General features: G+C 71.5%; 17 protein-coding genes and 1 pseudogene. 6 read left to right on the top strand and 12 right to left on the bottom strand.

Annotated features, from left to right (window positions below; all coding sequences use genetic code 11):
* Positions 1-214 (bottom strand): annotated as a pseudogene (locus EBH09_RS39040) (hypothetical protein); the annotation flags it as partial.
* Between the two features lie 39 nt (positions 215-253).
* On the opposite strand from EBH09_RS39040, the gene EBH09_RS18765 reads away from it, so the two are divergent.
* Positions 254-625 carry a DUF952 domain-containing protein gene (locus tag EBH09_RS18765; protein ID WP_121748139.1) on the top strand — a complete coding sequence of 124 codons (372 nt, stop codon included), beginning with the start codon at positions 254-256 and terminating at the stop codon, positions 623-625.
* A gap of 30 nt (positions 626-655) precedes the next feature.
* On the opposite strand, the gene EBH09_RS18770 is transcribed toward EBH09_RS18765, so the two are convergent.
* From EBH09_RS18770 to EBH09_RS18780, 3 genes are all read right to left on the bottom strand, one after another.
* Complete coding sequence (locus EBH09_RS18770) at positions 656-976, bottom strand: SCO5918 family protein (protein ID WP_121748140.1); 321 nt, start codon at positions 974-976, stop codon at positions 656-658.
* 63 nt (positions 977-1,039) lie between these two features.
* Complete coding sequence (locus EBH09_RS18775; RefSeq protein WP_121748141.1) at positions 1,040-2,566, bottom strand: DEAD/DEAH box helicase; 1,527 nt, start codon at positions 2,564-2,566, stop codon at positions 1,040-1,042.
* 256 nt (positions 2,567-2,822) lie between these two features.
* Positions 2,823-3,026, bottom strand: a complete 204-nt coding sequence (locus EBH09_RS18780) for a cold-shock protein (protein WP_121748142.1) — start codon at positions 3,024-3,026, stop codon at positions 2,823-2,825.
* A gap of 507 nt (positions 3,027-3,533) precedes the next feature.
* Here EBH09_RS18780 and EBH09_RS18785 point away from each other — a divergent pair.
* Both EBH09_RS18785 and EBH09_RS18790 read left to right on the top strand, forming a co-directional pair.
* Complete coding sequence (locus EBH09_RS18785) at positions 3,534-4,247, top strand: ferritin-like domain-containing protein (protein WP_121748143.1); 714 nt, start codon at positions 3,534-3,536, stop codon at positions 4,245-4,247.
* Between the two features lie 192 nt (positions 4,248-4,439).
* Positions 4,440-5,729: a phosphatase PAP2 family protein gene (locus EBH09_RS18790; protein ID WP_121748144.1), complete on the top strand. Its 1,290-nt coding sequence runs from the start codon at positions 4,440-4,442 to the stop codon at positions 5,727-5,729.
* A 5-nt stretch (positions 5,730-5,734) separates the two neighbouring features.
* Here the strand turns inward: EBH09_RS18790 and EBH09_RS18795 are convergent, their stop codons facing one another.
* Positions 5,735-6,508: a polysaccharide deacetylase family protein gene (locus tag EBH09_RS18795; RefSeq protein WP_121748145.1), complete on the bottom strand. Its 774-nt coding sequence runs from the start codon at positions 6,506-6,508 to the stop codon at positions 5,735-5,737.
* A gap of 248 nt (positions 6,509-6,756) precedes the next feature.
* On the opposite strand from EBH09_RS18795, the gene EBH09_RS18800 reads away from it, so the two are divergent.
* A complete protein-coding gene (locus tag EBH09_RS18800) occupies positions 6,757-7,803 on the top strand; it encodes a hypothetical protein (protein WP_153182681.1) in 1,047 nt (348 codons plus the stop codon).
* Positions 7,804-8,050: 247 nt separating this feature from the next.
* On the opposite strand, the gene EBH09_RS18805 is transcribed toward EBH09_RS18800, so the two are convergent.
* A complete protein-coding gene (locus EBH09_RS18805; protein ID WP_121748147.1) occupies positions 8,051-8,767 on the bottom strand; it encodes an NAD(P)H-binding protein in 717 nt (238 codons plus the stop codon).
* A gap of 97 nt (positions 8,768-8,864) precedes the next feature.
* On the opposite strand from EBH09_RS18805, the gene EBH09_RS18810 reads away from it, so the two are divergent.
* Positions 8,865-9,593, top strand: coding sequence for a TetR/AcrR family transcriptional regulator (locus EBH09_RS18810; protein ID WP_193776396.1), 729 nt, complete (start codon positions 8,865-8,867; stop codon positions 9,591-9,593).
* A 210-nt stretch (positions 9,594-9,803) separates the two neighbouring features.
* On the opposite strand, the gene EBH09_RS18815 is transcribed toward EBH09_RS18810, so the two are convergent.
* The 4 genes from EBH09_RS18815 to EBH09_RS18830 form a co-directional block, all read right to left on the bottom strand.
* Complete coding sequence (locus EBH09_RS18815) at positions 9,804-10,163, bottom strand: STAS domain-containing protein (protein ID WP_121748148.1); 360 nt, start codon at positions 10,161-10,163, stop codon at positions 9,804-9,806.
* Positions 10,160-11,431 (bottom strand): SpoIIE family protein phosphatase, encoded by a 1,272-nt coding sequence (locus EBH09_RS18820; RefSeq protein WP_121748149.1) that lies wholly within the window; start codon positions 11,429-11,431, stop codon positions 10,160-10,162. The genes EBH09_RS18815 and EBH09_RS18820 overlap by 4 nt, the downstream gene beginning before the upstream one ends.
* Positions 11,431-12,240, bottom strand: coding sequence for an alpha/beta hydrolase (locus EBH09_RS18825; protein WP_121748150.1), 810 nt, complete (start codon positions 12,238-12,240; stop codon positions 11,431-11,433). The genes EBH09_RS18820 and EBH09_RS18825 overlap by 1 nt, the downstream gene beginning before the upstream one ends.
* A gap of 492 nt (positions 12,241-12,732) precedes the next feature.
* Positions 12,733-13,122: an ATP-binding protein gene (locus EBH09_RS18830; protein WP_345940942.1), complete on the bottom strand. Its 390-nt coding sequence runs from the start codon at positions 13,120-13,122 to the stop codon at positions 12,733-12,735.
* A 322-nt stretch (positions 13,123-13,444) separates the two neighbouring features.
* Between EBH09_RS18830 and putP the strand changes: the two genes are divergently transcribed.
* Entirely contained in the window at positions 13,445-17,050 is a 3,606-nt protein-coding gene (putP, locus tag EBH09_RS18835; RefSeq protein WP_121748151.1) for a sodium/proline symporter PutP, read from the top strand.
* Positions 17,051-17,425: 375 nt separating this feature from the next.
* Here putP and EBH09_RS18840 read toward each other — a convergent pair whose 3' ends face one another.
* The gene (locus tag EBH09_RS18840) at positions 17,426-18,259 is read right to left on the bottom strand and encodes a PIG-L family deacetylase (protein WP_121748152.1); all 834 of its coding nucleotides are present in this window, start codon (positions 18,257-18,259) and stop codon (positions 17,426-17,428) included.
* A 511-nt stretch (positions 18,260-18,770) separates the two neighbouring features.
* Positions 18,771-19,355 carry a TerD family protein gene (locus tag EBH09_RS18845; RefSeq protein WP_121748153.1) on the bottom strand — a complete coding sequence of 195 codons (585 nt, stop codon included), beginning with the start codon at positions 19,353-19,355 and terminating at the stop codon, positions 18,771-18,773.
* Positions 19,356-19,531: the final 176 nt, after the last annotated feature.

Genomic DNA, 19,531 nt, shown 5'->3' on the forward strand with positions numbered 1-19,531 from the left:
GCCCGGCCCCGTCCCGCGGTCCCTCGCTGGCAGCGTCCCCCGAGCCGTCCGGGCCCCCCGCGGGCTCGGCGTCGCGCTCAGCGCCGGGCCCGGCGTCGCATGCCACGCCGGGTTCCGCGCCGTCGGCCGTGCCGAGCACGCCGCCCGCCGCGGGCCGGGCGCCGTCGAGCGCACCCGGAGTCGAGCCGTCGGCGGAGCCGAGTGCCGTGCCCACGCCCTCGGAGCGCGCGGGCGAGGCTGCTACAACCGGACGATGATCTATCACGTGGTGCCGCTCGCCGAATGGAACGCCGATCCCGGCCGTCCCTACGCGCCCGCCTCCCTCGCGGAGGACGGGTTCGTCCACTGCTCGCCCGACGAGGAGACCACGCTCACCGTCGTCAACGCCTTCTACCGCGACGCGCCCCGGCCCCTGCTGGCGCTGCTCCTCGACGAGGACCGGCTCACCGCGAGGTGCGTGTGGGAGGCGGCCGTACCCGCGCCGCCGCCCGGGGCCGCCGAGGGCACGCTGTTCCCGCACGTACTCGGCCCCCTCGACCGCACGGCCGTCCAGCGCGTGCTGGAGGTCCGGCGCGTGCTGGAGGTCCGGTGGGACGACGGGGGCCGGGCTACGGGACTGTTCTGACGTGGGAGGGGGCGGACGACGCCCCCCGCGTCACGCGACCGGCGGAGGCGTGCCGCCGAGCAGCGCCGACGCGGTCTGCACCGGCGTGGCGGCGGGCTCCGGCGCGGGCGCGAGCTCGGGGTCCGGGTGGCAGGTGAAGCCGAGGCGGGCCATGGCCCGGGTGACCTCGCCGCTGGAGAAGTCGCGACGGTCCTGCCGGGTGATGATCTCGCCCACCTGCTTGACGGGGTAGCGGCGGCGGCCGATGGTCACGGACTCACCCGTGATGGTCTCGGGCGTGATGCCCTTCATCGAATCCAGCACCCCACCCTTGGTGAGGTCGAACGGGTACCGGGCGATGACACAGCGCATGATGCCTCCACAAGGGGGAGATGGGGCGGGTGGGTTGGCCGTTCGCGACGGGTCTGGGAGGGGTTACGCCGCCGAGCCACCGGCGGACTGTCGCCGCGGCCTGCGGCGCGGGGCTTCCCCGGCGGGCCGGCCCTGGATGCCGCGGCCCTGGCCGGAGCGGCCCTGCTGGGTGGCGGAGGCCTGGCCGGTGCGGCCCTGTGCGGAGCGGCTGCGGCGGCCACGGGACGAGGAACCCCCGCCGGACCCGGCGCGACGCGGGCGCTCCACGACCGGTACGGCGATGACGACCGGGACACCGGACGGGGTCTGCGCCCCGGTGATGCGGGACAGCTCCGCCTCGCCCGAACGGACCGGCGTGACCTGCGGGGTGATGCCGGCCGAGGCCATCAGCCGGGTCATGTCGCGTCGCTGGCCCGGGGTCACCAGGGTGACGACGCTGCCGGACTCGCCGGCGCGGGCCGTACGGCCGCCCCGGTGCAGGTAGTCCTTGTGGTCGCTGGGCGGGTCGACGTTGACGACCAGGTCGAGGTTGTCGACGTGGATGCCGCGGGCCGCGACGTTGGTCGCCACCAGGGCCGTCACGTGCCCGTCCTTGAACTGGGCGAGGGTCCGGGTGCGCTGCGGCTGGGACTTGCCGCCGTGCAGGCCCGCGGCGCGCACGCCGTTGTTCAGCAGGTGCTTCACCAGCCGGTCCACGGCGTGCTTGGTGTCCAGGAACATGATCACCCGGCCGTCGCGCGCCGCGATCTCGGTGGTCGCGCGGTGCTTGTCCGTGTCGTGCACGTGCAGCACGTGGTGCTCCATCGTGGTGACGGCACCGGCCGACGGGTCGACGGAGTGGACCACCGGGTCCGTCAGGTAGCGGCGGACCAGCCGGTCGACGTTGCGGTCCAGGGTGGCCGAGAACAGCATCCGCTGCCCGTCCGGGGCGACCTGGTCGAGCAGGGCGGTGACCTGGGGCATGAAGCCCATGTCGGTCATCTGGTCGGCCTCGTCGAGGACGGTGATGGTGACGTCGCCGAGGTGGCAGTCGCCCCGGTCGATGAGGTCCTTGAGCCGCCCGGGCGTCGCGACGACGACCTCGGCACCGGACCGCAGTGCGCCGGCCTGCCGGCCGATCGACATGCCGCCGACGACGGTGGCCGACCGCAGGCCCACGGCGCGGGCGTACGGGGTCAGCGCGTCGGTGACCTGCTGGGCCAGCTCACGGGTGGGGACGAGGACGAGGGCGAGCGGACGTCGCGGCTCGGCGCGCCGGCCGGCCGTGCGGGCCAGCAGGGCGAGGCCGAAGGCGAGCGTCTTGCCCGAGCCCGTGCGGCCGCGGCCGAGTACGTCGCGGCCGGCCAGGGAGTTCGGCAGGGTCGCCGCCTGGATCGGGAACGGCACGGTCACGCCCTCGCCGGCGAGGGCGGTCAGCAGTCGCGCCGGCATGTCGAGCTCGTCGAACGACTCGACGGCGGGCAGCGCCGGGGTGACCGTCTTCGGCAGCGCGAACTCGCCCTGGGGGGCGGCCGGCCGGCGGCCGGAGGTCTGGGAGCGGCGGGGGCCGCCGCCGGAGCGTCGTCGGTCATTGGTGCGTACGCGGTTCATGGGGAACCTTCCTTGATATGGCACGTATCAAGGGAGACCCGCAGCAAGGGAACGGCGCAGGGAATCGCAAGAACGAGCCGGCCCCGGTCGGTTCCGGCTGATGCAGCCGTGTGGACCGGGAGAATTGATGAAAAAGGGAAATTCGAATGCGGGGGGAGATATGCGGACCCCCGCGGGGCGCTCTGCGCCCGGAAATGCGGCGAGCTGGGGCCCGCACCCCAAGGTGCGGGCCCCAGCTGCGAAGTACGCGTGAGCGTCAGGCCGGAACGATGTTCTCGGCCGTCGGGCCCTTCTGGCCCTGCGCGATGTCGAACGACACCTTCTGACCCTCGAGCAGCTCGCGGAAGCCCTGGGCGTTGATGTTCGAGTAGTGGGCGAAGACGTCGGGGCCGCCGCCGTCCTGCTCGATGAAGCCGAAGCCCTTTTCCGCGTTGAACCACTTAACGGTGCCGGAAGCCATGTTTCTCCTTCGGTACGGTGCTCGGAGTTCACCCTGTGTGATCTCCGGTCGCCGTGATGATCACCCCGTCGGAAAAAACCTTCAGGCAACCACAACTGCAACTGCCGTCGACAGTAGCACGCCGTGATCGCCCGGGCGCTGGCGATAATCTTGCCCCGACTGGCCGACGGAGGAATATTCCCCGGGCGTCCGGCCGATTTCTCCTGTCATCGCGGCAGATATTGCTCCCCGAGGGCCGTAGGCCTGTCACCCGCCCCCCGGCCCGCAGCGCCGTGACCTCCTGCGACGCGGGAAAGCGCCGCCGATGACGCCGTAGTCACGGTGCAGCAGACAAAAGCGCTGAAATCGACCCAGGGAGACGAAGGCCACGTCCGCCGGGCGGGCTCGAAACGGTTGGGCCGGAGGCTCACGCCGAGGCCGGCCCGAGCGGCTGGAGGAACGGTTCGGCGTCCGTCGGCGTCGTCCCCTTCCAGGGCACGGCGGCCGTGTCCCGGAGAGGGGCGCGGGGTGCGTACGGGCGAATTCGCCGAGTGGACAAGGCGGTTCGAGGTCGAGCGGGAGCGCAGACGGGCGCAGGGCGACCCGGACTGGATGCAGGGGGCGACGCTGCCCGCGGCGGTGTGGGCCGGCATCCAGCGTTTCCAGGTCGGCGAGGACGGCGACGGGGCGAACCTCGTAGGCAAGGCGGACCTGGCCGGCGACCCCGACTACGCGCGCGCGGTGCGCCTCTTCGTCGCCGAGGAGCGGAACCACGCCCGGCTCCTGGCCCGACTGCTGGCCGCGGGCGGCGTACCGACGCTGACAAGTCACTGGAGCGACACCGTCTTCGTGAGGTTGCGGCGCCTGCTGGGCCTGCGCCTGGAACTGCTGGTGCTGATGATCGCGGAGGTCGTGGCGCTGCGCTACTACCGGGCCTTGCGCGACGGCACCGACGACGCGCTCACCTCGGAAGTGGCGGGACGGATCCTGTCCGACGAGCGGCGCCACGTCCCCTTCCACTGCGAGCGGCTGCACGCCTCGCTGGCGGAACTGCCCCGCCCCGTGCGCCGCCCGGTGATGACCCTGTGGCGGCTCCTCCTCCTCGGGGCCGCCCTCGTCGTCGCCGCCGACCACGGCCGGGCCCTGCGCCGGCTCGGCACCGGGCGCCGTCGTTTCGTGGCCGACGTCATGGCCTCGTCCGCGGAGGTGGTCCGCGCGGTGCTCGCCCGGCATGGCAAGTAGGACCCACCGGAAACAGAGCCGGAACCTGGGAGGTAATCTTTCCGTCTTTATCTGCCGACGGGCTGCTCCTCGTGAACAGGAAAGCGGCAAATCGACTGAAAATTGATAAAGAAGGCATTGCGGGTGTTCTCACGAATAGGTAGCAGAAACGCGTTCTCCGTGCTGCGCCAACCACGGGCGAGACTCTGGGCCGTGGCGGGTGCGGTGGCCCTCGGATTCCTCATCACCCTGGAAATCGCCGCGCGTCGCTACGGCCTGCCCGGCCCGATCACCCACCAGGCGCAGGAGTTGATATCCGCCCCCGCGTCGGGGCCCCTCCTGTACGCCAGTATGGCTTTGATGATGGTGGTGCTCACCTGGCGCCAGCGGTTCATCGCGGCGGGCGTCGCGGTCGGCATCGACGTCGCCATCGCACTGGTGCGGTGGGTGGCCGACGCGGGGGTGACCGAGGGCCATTCCTTCGGCAGCGGCGCGTTGTGGGTGATACTCGGCTGTGCGGTCTTCGCCGTCGCGCGCCGAACCGGCCGGGAACGCGTCCTGCTGCTGAAGGGCGTCGGGCTGGGCCTGCTCCTGGTGGCCGGCCGCAAGACCGGCGACACCTGGCTGCTGATCACGTCGAAGACCCGCCCGGACGTGCTCGACCCGTACGTGGCGGTCGCCGATCACGCGCTGGGCAACCCGTCGTGGCTGGTGGGACGGGCCGTCGAGGCCACCGGCCCGGTCGGCGCCCACGTTCTCGACTGGGTCTACGCCCAGCTCGCGGTGGCCGCGGTCGTCGTCGCGCTGTACCAGATGCGCCACGTGGCGGCGGAGCGCCGCTTCCCGGGTCATCACCTGGCCCGCACGTTCCTGGTGATAGGCCTCCTCGGTCCGGCCGTCTACATGGTCTTCCCCGTCGTCGGACCGGTCTTCACCTACGGCACGGGCGCGTTCGGCACCGGCGGCGAGCAGTGGGCGATGGCCGACCTGTGGCCGCACACGCCGACCCCGATCAGCCCTCCGCAGCCGTGGACGTACGACGAGATCACGCCCCGCAACTGCATGCCCAGCCTGCACACGGCGTGGGCCACCGTGATATTCATCCATTCCCGCAGGGCCCCCCGTGCCCTGCGTTTCGCAGGAACGTTTTGGCTTGTCGCCACCCTCACCGCGACGCTGGGATTCGGCTACCACTACGGAATTGATCTCGTGGCCGGCGTGGTGTTCGCGGTCACGATCGAGGCGGCACTGCGCTCGCTCGACCGCGGCTGGGACCGGCCGGGAGTCCAGTTGGTCCTTTACGGGGCACTGGTCTTCACCGTACTCCTGGTGACGACTCGCTACCTGCCGATGGAAATGGCCCAACGCCCCTGGATCGCAGGGCCACTTCTCATCGCGGCGATGGTCTCGGTCGTCTACGGCTACGCGCGGACCACCAAACGGTGGGAACCGCGGACCGCGGCACCGGCCCAGCGACCGGAACCGCAACTCGAACCGGCCTGACGAGCTCAGCGCACCGGGAAGCCGAAGGAGTAGCCCTGCTCCTGGAGCCAGGGGAGGACGCGGCGCAGGGCTTCGACGGTCTGGGAGCGGTCGCCTCCCGCGTCGTGGAAGAGGATCGTCGGCCCGTTGGGCAGCTCCCGCTGCACGGTCTCGACGATGGCGTCCGCGCCGGGCCGCTCGAAGTCCTTGGTGTCCACGTTCCAGCCCAGCGGGCGCATACCCCGGGACGCGGCCAGCTCGCGGCTGTAGGGAGTGAAGGCCCCGCCGGGCGCCCGGTAGTACATCGGGCGCACGCCGCCGGACGCCTTGGTGATCATGCGCTCGGCGTCGAGAATCTCCTGCGACTGGTACGCCTCGGACTTCTTGTCCATGGCGGTGTCGTGCGACACCGTGTGGTCGCACAGCCGGTGCCCGGCCGCGACCACGTCCTTCACGAGGCCGGGGTGGGCCTGCGCCTGCGTCCCCGTCACGCAGAACGTGGCCTTGACCCCGTACTCGCGCAGCAGGTCGAGCACTTGAGGGGTCCACGCGGGGTCGGGGCCGTCGTCGATGGTGATGTTGACGCCGCGTGCCCCCGCGTCCGAAGCGTGCGCGATGGTCTCCGCGACCCGCTCGACGTCACTGCCCGGCGGGGGCGACGCGGTCGCCTTCGGCGACGAGCCACCCACGGCGTCGGCCTGCGCGGTCCACACCGAGGCACCGACGGCGAGCACCGTCACCCCGAGCGCCGCCCCGACCAGCTTGCCGTACCAGCCCCGCCCGCCGCTGTGCCGCGCCATGTCCGCCCCGCTTCCAAGCAGTTCCTCGTCGTCCCTCGGCCACCTTGGGGCCACCTGGCAGGACGAGGGAAAGCGGCCACGGGATGCGTCCGTTACCGATCACGGACAATCCCGGGGGAGTTCGCGGACGACTCGGCGGCGGCGGTCGTCATTTACCGCTCCGAGCGGGCTCTCCGGGCGGCATAGGGGGAACATAGGCGCGCTGTGAAGTCTGGGCGGGCAGGCACTCACCGCTTCGATGGGATGACATGAACCCGAAAAGACGCAACGTCATGTTACTGACCACCGCCCTTCTCGCCGCCTCCGCGGTGACCGGCGTCGCACCGTCCGCCCAGGCCGCCCCCCAGGCGTGCACGTACAGGGCCACCCACCTGCCGGTGCCGGCGGGCATCGAGGCCGGAGCCGTGAGGGCGGCGGGCGGGGACGGGGTGTACGCGGGGGAGATCGAGTTCCCCGAGGAGGACTCGCTGCAGCATGCCGTCCTCTGGCAGGACGGCCGGCTCACGGACCTGGGGCCCGCGGCCGGTGCCGACTTCGACCTCTATATCAGCGACGTGAACGGCAAGGGCATCGTCGTGGGGCACGGTGCCGAGATCACCGGCGTGACCGACGGCTTCCCGTCCTGGTCGTGGTTCCCGGTCGTCTCCCGCGACGGCAAACTGGAGCAACTTCCGGTGCTCCCCGGCACGTACGACGTGCAGACCCGTGTGATCACGGAGAACGGGGACATCTACGGCGAGGGCCGCGGCGACGACCCGAACTACACCGAGGTCTACAAGTGGCCGGCGGACCAGCCCGGCACCGTGGTCAGGCTGCCCGGCTTCCCGCGCGGCAGCAACGTCGAGGGCGTCGACACCGACGGCACGGTGGCGGTCACGGCCGTGGACAACCCCAAGGGCACCTGGCGGCCGTACCTGTGGAAGGACGGTGTCGCGAAGGCGCTGCCGATCCCGGCCGGCGCGGCCCACGCCCAGGTCACCGGGATCTCCGACGGCTATGTCATCGGTGACGCCCTGACCTCCGACTTCGCCCGGTCCGCCGTCCTGTGGGACAGGACGGGCAAGGCGACGCCCCTGCCCAACGGCAAGGGCGCCGGCGCCATCAACAGCCAGGGCCTGATCCTCGGCACCAACAGGAAGTCGGTCTCCAGCCTCTGGCAGCTGACCAGCAGCGTGGGCGCGGCTCCGAGCGACGGCATGCTCTACGCGCTCGGCGACGACGGCACGCTGGCGGGCGCGAAGGCCCGCCCGGGCGCCGGCTACCCGCGGTTCCCGGCCGTGTGGGCCTGCGGCTGACCCGCACCGGCACCACAAGGGGTGTCTCGCCGGTCGGCGAGACGCCCCGCACCGTTCCCGCGGCCGTTTCCCCGCCCGCGAGGGCGTTCGCGAAGTCGCCGCCGTGAAGCCCGGCCGACTCGGCGACCGCAGGGGCCGTCTCCGCCCGTGCCTCGGGAGGTCCGGCGATCCGGACGCCGGCGCCGGACCGAACGCGCGGCGGCATGCAAGGGCGGGTGGCGCCTCCCGGTACCTCCGTAACACGCCCCTAGGCGTGCTTGTGGAGGCCGCCGGCATGGGCGAGGGCGCTGGGAGTCCGGCAGCCGACGATCGCCGGGGCCTGCTGGACGAGCGTGTCGTCGGTGAGTGCCGCCACCATGAACAGTGCGAAGTCCACCCGGCGCGTCAGGTTGCTGGCCAGTACCGGATCGCCCACATGCCGACTCCACACGGGCAGGCCCTGGCTCTGGCCTTCCTCCAGGCTGCTGCCGCGCACCACGGTCCACCGGGTGTCGCTGGCGAACACCCGGCGGCACGCCTCCACCTGGTCGTCGATCTCGACGGCACGGACGAGTCTGCCGAGCACGGCGGCGATCCGGACGCCCATGGTGAACATCCGCGAGTACCTGTCCTCGCCGTCGCGCGTGATGTGCCAGCCGCAGGAGAAGACCAGACGCGCGCCGGGCGGTGCGTGGTCGAGCACGGCCTGTGCCGTGCCCGACGCGTACTGCCGCACACCCCACGGAACCAGCACCGTCAGGACCCCGTCGCATCCGGCGACCGCCCGCCGGATCACCTCCGGGTCGTTCGTGGGTCCGGGAACCACGGTCATCCGGCCTTCGAACGCGGCCAGCTTCTGCACGCTGCGCTCCCGGCACACGCCGACCACCTCGTAGCCGCGCTCCAGCGCCTGCCCGACCATGTACCGCCCGAGCTTCCCGGAGGCCCCGATGATGCAGACCTTCTTCACACGATCCGTACCCATGCCGTGTCCCTTCGCCGAGGTGGCGGGCAACCTTATGTTGTAAGGCAAGCTAGCCTTATGGTGTAAGGCGGTCAAGGGAGTGAGTAAGGAGGGACGGATGCGCGAGGGAGGCAACAGCCGGCGCGGAGCGTCGGCACGCACCCCGCTCAGTCGCGAGCGCGTGATTCGTACGGCGATGGCGGTGGCGGACGAGAAGGGGTCGGCCGCGCTCACCATGCGGGCCATTGCCGAACCCCTGGGAGTCGAGGCGATGTCGCTCTACCACCACGTGGCGGGCAGGGAGGACATCCTCGACGGGATGGTGGACGCGGTGTTCGGCGAGATCGACCTGCCGCCGCGCGACACGGACTGGAAGAGTGCCATGCGTCACCGCGCGGTCTCCGCCCGTGCCGCCCTGCGGCGCCACCCGTGGGCCATCGGCCTGATGGACTCCCGCTCCCGGCCCGGCCCGGCCACCCTGCGCCACCACGACGCCGTCATCGGAGCGTTGCGCACTGGCGGCTTCTCCGTCCCCATGGCCGCGCACACCGTCTCGCTGATCGACAGCTACCTCTACGGCTTCGTACTCCAGGAGCTGAGCCTGCCGTTCACCGGCGCGGCGGAACTGCACGAGGTCGCGGGCGGCATCCTGCGCGACATGCCCGCCGACGCCTACCCCCACCTCACCGAACTGGCCACCGAGTACACCCTCACCCCCGGCTACGACTACGCGGACGAGTTCGCCTTCGGCATCACCCTCATCCTCGACGCCCTCCACCCGGACGAGACCGCGAGCGCCCAGGGAGAGCAGGAGGGCCCGGGTCGATGTCCTGGGCCCTCCTCATGAAGCGGGCGACGAGGATCGACGCCATGCCCTGTGCGACCGCCCTGCGTCATCCCGGCCGGGTGGCTTCCTGACTCCGGAGACGTAAGACGTCGGGCTGCTCACCGCCGAGCATTCGCGCCCGCGTGCGGAAAGGCCCGAGCCGCGGCGCCTTGCGCAGACGGGTCTCGCTGTGGGCGGTCGCCACGAGGCGGCCGGGTTCTGTCTTCTGCGTCAGCCGCCGGTGGGCCGCCAGGCGGCCTCGGCGGCCGCGGCGGTGGGGTGGGTGGGGAAGACCTGCGCCAGGCCGACGATGCGGAAGATGCGGCTGACGCGGTCGGGGACCGCGGCGAGGGCGATGCTCGCGCCGGCGGCCAGGGCGTGGTTGCGGGCGGCGATGAGTACGGTGATGCCGCTGGAGTCGCAGAAGGAGAGGCCGGCGAGGTCGAGGACGAGCTGCTGACCGGGGCGCAGGCCGAGGCCGGGCAGCGCGGCGCGGACCTTGTCGGCGGTGTCGTAGTCGAGGTCTCCGGCGATTTCGACGACCGGCCCGGCGGTGGTGGTCCGGGTGCGGAGGGTCAGGTGCTTGGTCACTGCTGCTCTTCACTGGGGGGTTGCGGCGCGTGGATGGCGAGGAGGGCGGTGTCGTCCTCCACGCCGCTGCCGAAGGTGTCGAGCAGGTCGCGGACCGCGCTGATGGTGCTGGAGGCGGTGGTGGGGGCGAGGGCGCGGCCGAAGTCGAGGAGGGCGTCGTCGCCGTAGCGGTCATCGCCTCCCGCGGTGGGGCCGGTGTGCGCTTCGGTCAGACCGTCGGTGTGCAGGAGCAGGGTGTCGCCGGGGACGAGGTGGACGGTGGTGGTGGCGATGTGGGCGTCGCGCAGGACGCCGATGAGCTGTCCGCCGGGAGTGGGCAGGAAGTCGGCGGTGCCGTCGGCGCGCATCAGCAGGGCGGGCGGGTGCCCGCCGCTGGCCAGGGTGATGTGGAAACCGCCACGGTCGGGGTCGGGGGTGAGCAGGCCGAAGACGACGGTGCAGAAGCGGGGGTCGTCGCCGTTGTACTCGTGGTTCAGGACGGTGTTGAGGTTGCCGAGGACGGCGACCGGGTCGGGGTCGTAGACGGCGGCGGCGCGCAGGGTGTAGCGGGCCAGGGAGGTGATGGCCGCGGCTGCGGCGCCCTTGCCGCACACGTCGCCCAGGAAGAGGCCCCAGGTGCCGGCTGCGAGGGGGAAGAGGTCGTAGAAGTCGCCGCCGACCTGGTCGACGGAGGCGATGTGGTAGTGGGCGGCCACATCCAGGCCGGGGACGTCGACCAGCGCGGGCGGCAGGAGGGTCTGCTGCAAGGTGGTGGCCAGCACCTGGAGGCGGTCGCGTTCCTGGTCGGCTTCCCGGCGGGCGCGCAGCAGCTCGGTCTCGTAGGCGCGGCGGTCGCGGGCGTCGAAGACGGTGGTGCGGATCAGCAACGGCTGGCCGTCGCTGCCCGTCTTCACCGTCGAGGTGACCAGGACCGGCAGGCGAGCGCCGTCGGCGGCCTTCAGCTCCAGGGCGATGCCGTTGATCTCGCCCTGCATCCTGAGCAGTGGGGCGAAGTGGGTCTCGTGGTAGAGCCGGCCGCCCACGGTGAGCAGGTCGGAGAAGTGCTTGCGGCCGACCAGGTCCTCGCGCTGGTAGCCGAGCCAGTCCAGCAGGGTGGTGTTGATCTTCGCGATCCGGCCGTCCAGCTGGGTGGACAGGTAACCGCAGGGCGCGTGCTCGTACAGGTCCTCGGCACTGTCCTCCAGCAGCGCGGAGAACTGCGCCTGTTCGTCCACCGGCCCCTCGTCTCCTTCGGGACCGCCGCCCTCTTCGTCGTTGGTCTCGCACATCACCGGGTGCCGCCCGCGAAGGCGGCGATGGCGGCGGCGGTCTCCTCGGGTGCGGAGAGCTGAGGGCAGTGCCCCGTGGCGTTCAGCGTGACCAATCGGCTTCCCGGTATCCGCGCGTGCACGAACGCGCCCACCTCCCGCGGGGCGATCGCGTCGGTGGAGCACTGGGCGACCAGCGTCGGCACTCCCACCTCGGCGAGGTCGGCGCGGTTGTCGGACAGGAACGTCACCCGGGCGAAGACCCGGGCGATGTCCGGGTCGGTGCGGCAGAAGCTGTTGGTCAGCTCCTCACCCAGCTCCGGCCGCTCCGGGTTACCCATGATCACCGGTGCCATGGCGCCCGACCAGCCGAGGTAGTTCGCCTCCAGCGACTCCAGCAGCTCCTCGATGTCCTCCGCGCTGAATCCGCCCCGGTAACCGGTCTCCGGGTCGTCGATGAAACACGGCGACGGGGCGAGCAGGACCAGCCCGGCGAATGCCTCGGGCTCCCGCGCGGCGGCCACCACACCCATCATCGCGCTCACCGAATGGCCTACGAACGTCACGGGGCCCAGTGCCAGCTCCCGGCACAGTGCCAGGAGGTCGTCGACGTACCCGTTCAGGGTGGAGTACCGCTCTCGGCTCCATGCCGACAGGTCCGAGTTTCCCGCGCCCACGTGATCGAAGAGAACCACCGTGAAGTCGCGCTCCAACGCCGGCACCACGAGACGCCACATGCTCTGGTCACACCCGAACCCGTGCGCCAGCATCACCACCGGCCCTCCGGAGCGCCCGGTCACCGTCACATGGTTCCTGCTCCGCACGTCCATATGGAACATTTTCTCAGATACCTGCCGAACCTGGCAGTCCGGCGTCAGGCGGGGTTTCCCAGGGGCCGGCCGTAGACGTCTGTGAGCCGGCCGCGGCACAGGGGCGTGGGGAGGGGGCGCTTGTGCCGGTGACGCCGGTGACGCCGGTGGCACCACAGGCGTCCGGTCGGCCGTCCGAGGCCGGTCGGGGATCAGGTCCCCGTGGAGGAACCCGCCTCCCGCCATCGGAGTGAGTGGCAGGGCCGCGGCTCTCGCGCTCGTCCCGGGAGACGGCGGAGGCCGTGCGAGCGTTCACGGAGGACGCCACGGTGCCGCCTTGTGCGGAAAGCGGGATGCGCGTCTCCTGCCCGCCCGGGCCAGTGACATGTCCGCCCTGGCCCCGGGCGAACCCGTCGCGCGCACGGGGCCGCGCGCCGTGGGTCGGCGCCGCACAGGCCAGGTGCTGTCGGTCGTCCCCGTCGATGGGGCGGTGGTGCTACCGCTGTGGAGGTCTCACAGGCCGATGTGGGCCGTGATGCGTTTGCCCGCCGCCTCGTGGCGGATCCGGAGATCCAGGGCCACGGCTTTGACTATCTCCAAGCCGTGCTGGCCGATCCGCCCGGCGTCGGCGGGACGAGCTTCCGGGATGGTCGGGTCGCTGTCCAACACGCCGATGTGCACAGCGTCCGAGGCGACACACAGTTCCATCACGACGGGGCCGGGAGCGTACTTGCGGGCGTTGGTGACCAGCTCACTGACGACCAGTTGCGTCAGATCCATCACGTGGGCCGACACCGGCAGTTCGTGATCGCCGCGGGCCTGTTCGAGGAAGACGGCGGCGAGCCTACGGGCTTCCGCGATGCAGCCGTCGCCTCCGCCCAGGACGAAGCCCGCCTGAGCCACGTGCCCGTCAGGTACCCCGCAATCACCTCGATCAGCGTGGGCTCCCACCGGCACCGCCCTCATTCCCCGTTCACGGACGCACCCGTACCCGGCATTCCATCCTTCATGCATGACATGTACCTGCCCCCGGGTGGTCCGCTGGGTACAACCGCCGCGGCGCTCGGGCAGAATCACGGACGGTCTTGCCTGTGCGGCCCTGGCGGATCCGCACCTCGCCGGGTCGCCGCTGCCGACCCGGATGTGTAGGTTTGTGACGCGGTGTACCACTGCCGAGTGCGCACGGGTCGTGCCGGCGCATATGAGCCATGCAGGCGAGGGCCGTATGTTCGACTTGAGCGCGCCGATTGTGGCCATGTTCCTCGTGTATGTGGCCGCCATGATCGGAACGGGTGTCTGGGCCTACGCCCGCACGCACACGTTCACCGACTTCGCCCTGGGGGGCCGCAGGCTCAGCGGGCTCGTCGCCGCCCTTTCCGCGGGGGCCAGCGACATGTCCGGCTGGCTGTTCCTCTCGCTTCCGGGAGCGGTGTACGCGGCCGGACTCGGCGCCGGCTGGATCGCTGTCGGTCTGGTGGCCGGCACCTACCTCAACTGGCTCTTCGTCGCGCCGAGACTGCGCACGTACACCGAACGCGCCGAGAACGCCGTAAGTCTGTCGGCGTACCTGGAGGAGCGGTTCGAGGACCGGACCCGGGTGCTCCGGATGGCCTCGGCCGCGGTCACCCTGGTCTTCTTCACGGTGTATGTCGCCAGTGGGCTGGTGGCCGGCGGACTGCTCGTCAACAACGTGTTCGACCTCCCCTTCGGGCTCGGAGTGTCCCTGACCGCCCTGCTGATCGTCATCTACTCGTGTCTGGGCGGCTTCCTCGCCGTGAGCCACACGCACGTCCTGCAGGGCACGCTGATGCTCCTGGCCCTGGTGGTGCTCTCGCTGACCGGTGTCGTGGCCCTCGGCGGCTTCGGAGAACTCGGCGACGCCCTCACCCGCAGGACACCGGGGCTGCTCGACCTGGGGACCGACGTCCACTACACGGACGGCCGGTGGTCCGCGGGCGGGCCGCTCGGCGCCGTCGCCGTCGTCTCGCTGCTCGCCTGGGGTCTGGGCTACTTCGGCCAGCCGCACATCCTGGCCCGCTTCATGGGCATCCGCAGCGTCCGTGCCATCCCCGCGGCCCGCCGGATCGGCACGCTGTGGGTCATCGTCGTACTGAGCGGTGCCACGCTCATCGGCCTCGTCGGGATCGCGCGGCTCGGCACACCGCTGGCCGAGCCGAACACCGTGTACATCGTCCTGAGCCGGACCCTGCTCAACCCCTGGATCGCCGGACTGATGCTGATCGCCGTACTGGCGGCGATCATGTCGACCGCGGACAGTCAGCTCCTCGTGTCGTCCGTCGCCCTCACGGAGGACTTCTACCACGCCCTGTTCAACCGTCGAGCCCCGGACCGGGTGTTGGTGTGGGTGGGGCGCGGCGCCGTCGTCGTGGTGATCCTGATCGCCTGTGTGATCGCCTTGAGAGCCGACGGGCTGCTGAGCATCGTCGCCTACGCCTGGGCGGGCTTCGGAGCCGCCTTCGGCCCGGTCGTGCTGCTCTCGCTGTACTGGCCGCGCATGACCTGGGCGGGCGCCATGGCCGGGATCGTGGCGGGTGCGGCGACCGTACTGCTCTGGGACAGGATCAACCCCTTGCTGGGTCCGCTCGAGTCGGACGTCTACGAGATGGTTCCGGGCGTGCTGGCCGCCACACTCGCCGCACTGGTCTTCGGCAGGTTCGTCGGCCGCCCGCCGAAACGGGCCTTCTGGCGGATGCCGGGCGGCGGGGTGAACCAGCTGATGATGGCCCCCTTCCTCACCCACGCACCGGTCGGCATCGCCGTTCTGGACACCGACCTGCGCTACGTCTGGGTGAACCAGCCGCTGGACCGCATGGTCCCGCTCGCGCGGCGGCTGGGGAAGGAGGCGCGGGAGGTACTGCCCGGGGCGAACGCCGAGGAGTTCGAGGAGCGCATGCGGACGGTCCTCGAGACCGGGCGCCCGGTGACGGACCACGAGTTCCGCGGCCCGGGCCCGACCGACCCCCTCCAGGAGCGGGCGTACTCCGCGTCCTTCTTCGCCATGAGGGACCGCCAGGACCGGCAGGTGGGCGTCTGGTACATGATCATCGATGTCACCGAGCGCTGGCGGGCCCAGGAGCGCCTGGCCCTGCTGAACGACGCCGGCGCCCGCATCGGCGGCACCCTGGATGTGACGCGGACCGCGCAGGAGCTGGCCGACGTGGCCGTGCCGTCCCTCGCCGACCTGGTCGCGGTCGACCTGCTGGACGCGGTCATGCGGGGGGAGGAACCGGCTCCCGGGCCGGTGGGCCTGACCCCGGTCCTCCGTCGCGCGGCGCGGCGGTCGGTGCGCGAGGACTGGCCGGAGGTGACCCTGGCCGTGGGAGAAACGGTACGGCGTGCGCCCTCGTCGCCGGTGACCCGGTGCCTGCTGGAGAGCAGGACCCTGGTGGAGCCCGTCCTGGACCCCGCCACCAGCGCCTGGGTGACCGAGGACCGGTCCCTGGGCGACTCCGTCCTGGCGTTCGGCCTCCGCTCGCTGATGGTGGTACCCGTGCGGGCCCGCGGTGTCACCCTGGGCGTCGCGACGTTCGCCCGGTCCCGTGCGGCGTGGGCCTTCGAGGAGGACGACGTACGCCTCGCCGAGGAACTCGTCGCCCGCGCGGCGGTGAGTATCGACAACGCGCGCCGCTATCACCGGGAGCGCACCGCGGCCCGCTCCATGCAGAGCTCGCTGCTCCCGAACAGGCTGACGGGCGGCTCGGCCCTGGACGTCACGTCCTGGTACCTCCCGGCGGACGTGCCCAGCGGTGTGGGCGGCGACTGGTTCGACGCGATCCCGCTCTCCGGGGCCCGGGTGGCGCTCGTCATCGGTGACGTCGTCGGCCACGGCATGAACGCGGCGATCGCCATGGGGCGCCTGCGCACCGCGGTCCGCACGCTCGCCAACCTGGACCTCGCCCCGGACGAGGTGCTGGCCCACCTGGACGACCTGGTCATCGGTCTCATCGGGGGAGACGACGACGAGCAGGCGCAGGCCGGTGACGGGACGGTGGGAGACGCGTTCCTGGGAGCCACCTGCCTGTACGCCGTGTACGACCCGGTCAGCAGGTGCTGCACGCTGGCCCGGGCCGGCCACCTCCCGCCCCTGGTCGTCCGTCCGGACGGACGTGCCGATCTTCTGGACCTGCCCGCCGGACCGCCCCTCGGGCTGGGATACCTCCCCTTCGAGTCCGTCGAGCTGGAGCTGCCCGAGGGCAGTCTCATCGCCCTCTGCACCGACGGCCTCGTCGAGAGCCGCGACCGGGACATCGATGTTGGACTCTCCCTCCTCGGTACCGCCCTGGCGCGGGGCGGACAGACGCTGGAGGAGGCGGGCCGCAGTGCGGTCGAGACCCTGCTCGCGGTGCCCCCGCCCGACGACTCGGCCCTGCTGCTCGCCCGGACCAGGGTCCTGAGCCCCGACCGGGTCGCCTCCTGGGACCTGCCCAGGGACCCGGCGGCCGTGGCGCAGGCCCGTGCCTTCGCCGAACGGAGGCTGGCCGAGTGGGGCCTGGACGCGCTGTCGTTCACCACCGAGCTCATCGTCAGCGAACTGGTCACCAACGCCATCCGCCACGCGTCCGGACCGGTCCTGCTCCGCCTGATCCTGGACCGCGGACTGATCTGCGAGGTCTCGGACTCCAGCAGTACGTCCCCGCGGCTGCGCCATGCCCGGACCACCGACGAAGGCGGCCGGGGGCTGCTGATCGTCTCCCATCTCGCCCAGCGCTGGGGTACGCGCTACACGGCGACCGGCAAGACGATCTGGACCGAGCAGGTCACCCCCGCCGGGACGCCCGCCCCGGGGACCGGCCGGACGCCGGCACCGTGACCGTCCCGGACACGCCGCCTCGTCCGTGAGGACCCCCGGGCCCACACCGTGCCGCGCGGGCGCCGCGCCGCCACCACGCCGGGTACGCGGGGAGGGCGCTGGTGGCCCGCGTCGTCATACCGGAGATGGCGACCTCCCGGCGCATCCGTGTCCACCGCGGCGCACTCGTTGAAGTCCTGTCTTCTCGACAGGAGTTGGGCAACGAACAGTGCTGCGGCGTCGGAGGACAGATCCTGTGCGGAAATCCCCGCCAAAGCACAAGCCCCAGGCCGCTGACCCGGGGCTTCCAGTGGAGCGGGTGCCGAAGCGCTGTGAGCGACCCGCTCGATCGCGTCGTGCGGTCGACGCGCTTTCCCGGCCGGTCCTACGGGCGGATCAGCGCAGTCCGGCGAAGAGATCATTCTCGGGCAGGGCCGCGCCGGTGGTGTCCTGGACACGTACGAAGGTCTCCATGCCCATCAACTCGCCGAACCTCTCCTTGCCCATCCTGAGGAAGAAGATGTTCTCGCCCTGACTGGCATGCGCGGCCAACGCGTCGAACTTCTGACTGCTGAACGCGGTGGTGTCCACCCACGTGGTGATTTCATCGTCGGGGAGGCCGATCTCGGCCATCGCGGCGGCCTCGGCGGGATCCGGCTCCGGCATGTCCGGATGGAACTCGCGCATGATCTCGCCGAACCGTCGCATCCCCGAGCGGGGCATCGTGGTCCAGTACGCCTTCGGTGTCAGCGCGGTCATCTCCAGCGCCGCCATCGTGATGCGGTGGGCCTGGATGTGGTCGGGGTGGCCGTAGAAGCCGTTCTCGTCGTAGGTGACGACCACATCAGGTCGGTAGTGCCGCATGAGTTCCGCGAGTCGGGCCGCGCCCTCCTCCACGGGGGTCTGCCAGAAGGATCCAGGGGCGTCGTTGCTCGGCCAGCCCACCATCCCGGAGTCTGCATAGTCCAGCATCTCCAGGTCGCTGATCTTCAGGACGTCACAGCTCGCTTCGAGTTCTTGACGACGCATCAAGGCGACCGCCGCCGGGTCGTGCCCCGGCTCGCCCGGCTTGACACCCCCCGGTCCGTCACCGCAACCGCCGTCGGTACACGTCACGAGAACCGTGCGGATGCCTTCCGCCGCGTACCGCGCGAGGACACCTCCGGTTCCGGTGGCCTCGTCGTCGGGGTGGGCGTGTACTGCCATGAGCGTCAAGGGCCGGTCAGTCATGCAGTCCTCCTGCGGATATAAGTCCTGGCCCGAGTACGCGGCGGGCGTGCCGCGATTCTGGAGCCCGGATCCTGGTGGGGCGGGCGACCTTGCGGCATCAGCGCTCCCGCCGTCTGGCGCCGGCCCCTCGGTCGGTGCAACCGCGCCGGACGCACCGGCTGTTCCCGGCGCGGCCACTTGGCCTTCGAGCGTCGGCGTTCAACGCGACCGGGGGGCAGGCGCGACCTGCACGCAGCGCCACGATCACCGCTAGCGGACCCCGAGAGCGCCTGACCTGCGAAGTCGGGCCGCTGCGGGCCGCCGCGACGGTGCGTGGGCCCACCTTTGTCGACCGTGCCTGACCGGCCTTACGGGCAGGCCGCTCGACGAGGTGGTCGATCGCCCTCTTCGGCGGCGGGTGGCCGTCGGACGCGCACGTTGGAAGCCGGCGCTGACTCTGGTCGCCGCAGCACACAATGCCCGTAAAGTGCCGACGCTCCACACCGGCAGGCTGGAGCGCCCCGGCCGTCGACTACTTGCTGACGGCGAACCGCATCAGAGCGTGCTCGTCGCCCTGCTTGACCTTCCCCGTCTCGTTGACGACCTCCAGCTTCCAGGCGCCGCCCACCCGCACGGCCTTGGCCACGGCGCAGGCGTTGTCCTGGCTGAGCAGGCTGGGCCAGATGTCGGCGACCTGCTGGGTGCTGCCCCCGGTCGCGTCGTAGACCTTGAAGCTGATGTTGCGCGCCTTCTGGAAGTCGCTGCCCTTCTTGTAGGCGGCGGCGACGAAGACGACGGACGTGATGGGGGCGGGGAGGCGGGCGAACTCGACGGTCACCGTCTCGTCGTCGCCGTCCCCGTGCCCGGTCTGGTTGTCGCCGCTGTGCAGGAGCGAGCCGTTGCCCATGGGGTCGAGGGAGTCGAGGCCGGCCAGGCGTACCGGGTCGCCGCCCTGCATGGCGACGGCGATGAGGTCGAGGTCGGTGCCGGTCTTGCGGCGGAGCTTGCCGAGCACCCCGCCGCTGCTGCCGGCGGTCGGGTCCCAGGAGACGCCGATGGACAGGTGGGTCACCCCGTCCAGGTCCGCGGGGCCGTCTTCCTTCGTCAGCGTGATCATGTTCGAGTCGTCCTCCGTTTTCGTGCCTACGGCACAGAGTCTGCCCCGCGCTCTCTGCTTCCGGGTGGGCGGGTGCCGTCAGCCTGCGTCCGGGGTGCCTGAGACGATCACGAGGGAGGAGGCCGACCTGGCAGACGGGGCCGGCCCGGAAGGCCGCCGCGCGCCGGGCGTGGGGG

This window comes from Streptomyces sp. E2N166 (genome assembly GCF_003671715.1).
In the GTDB taxonomy this organism is placed as follows: Bacteria; Actinomycetota; Actinomycetes; order Streptomycetales; family Streptomycetaceae; genus Streptomyces; species Streptomyces thinghirensis.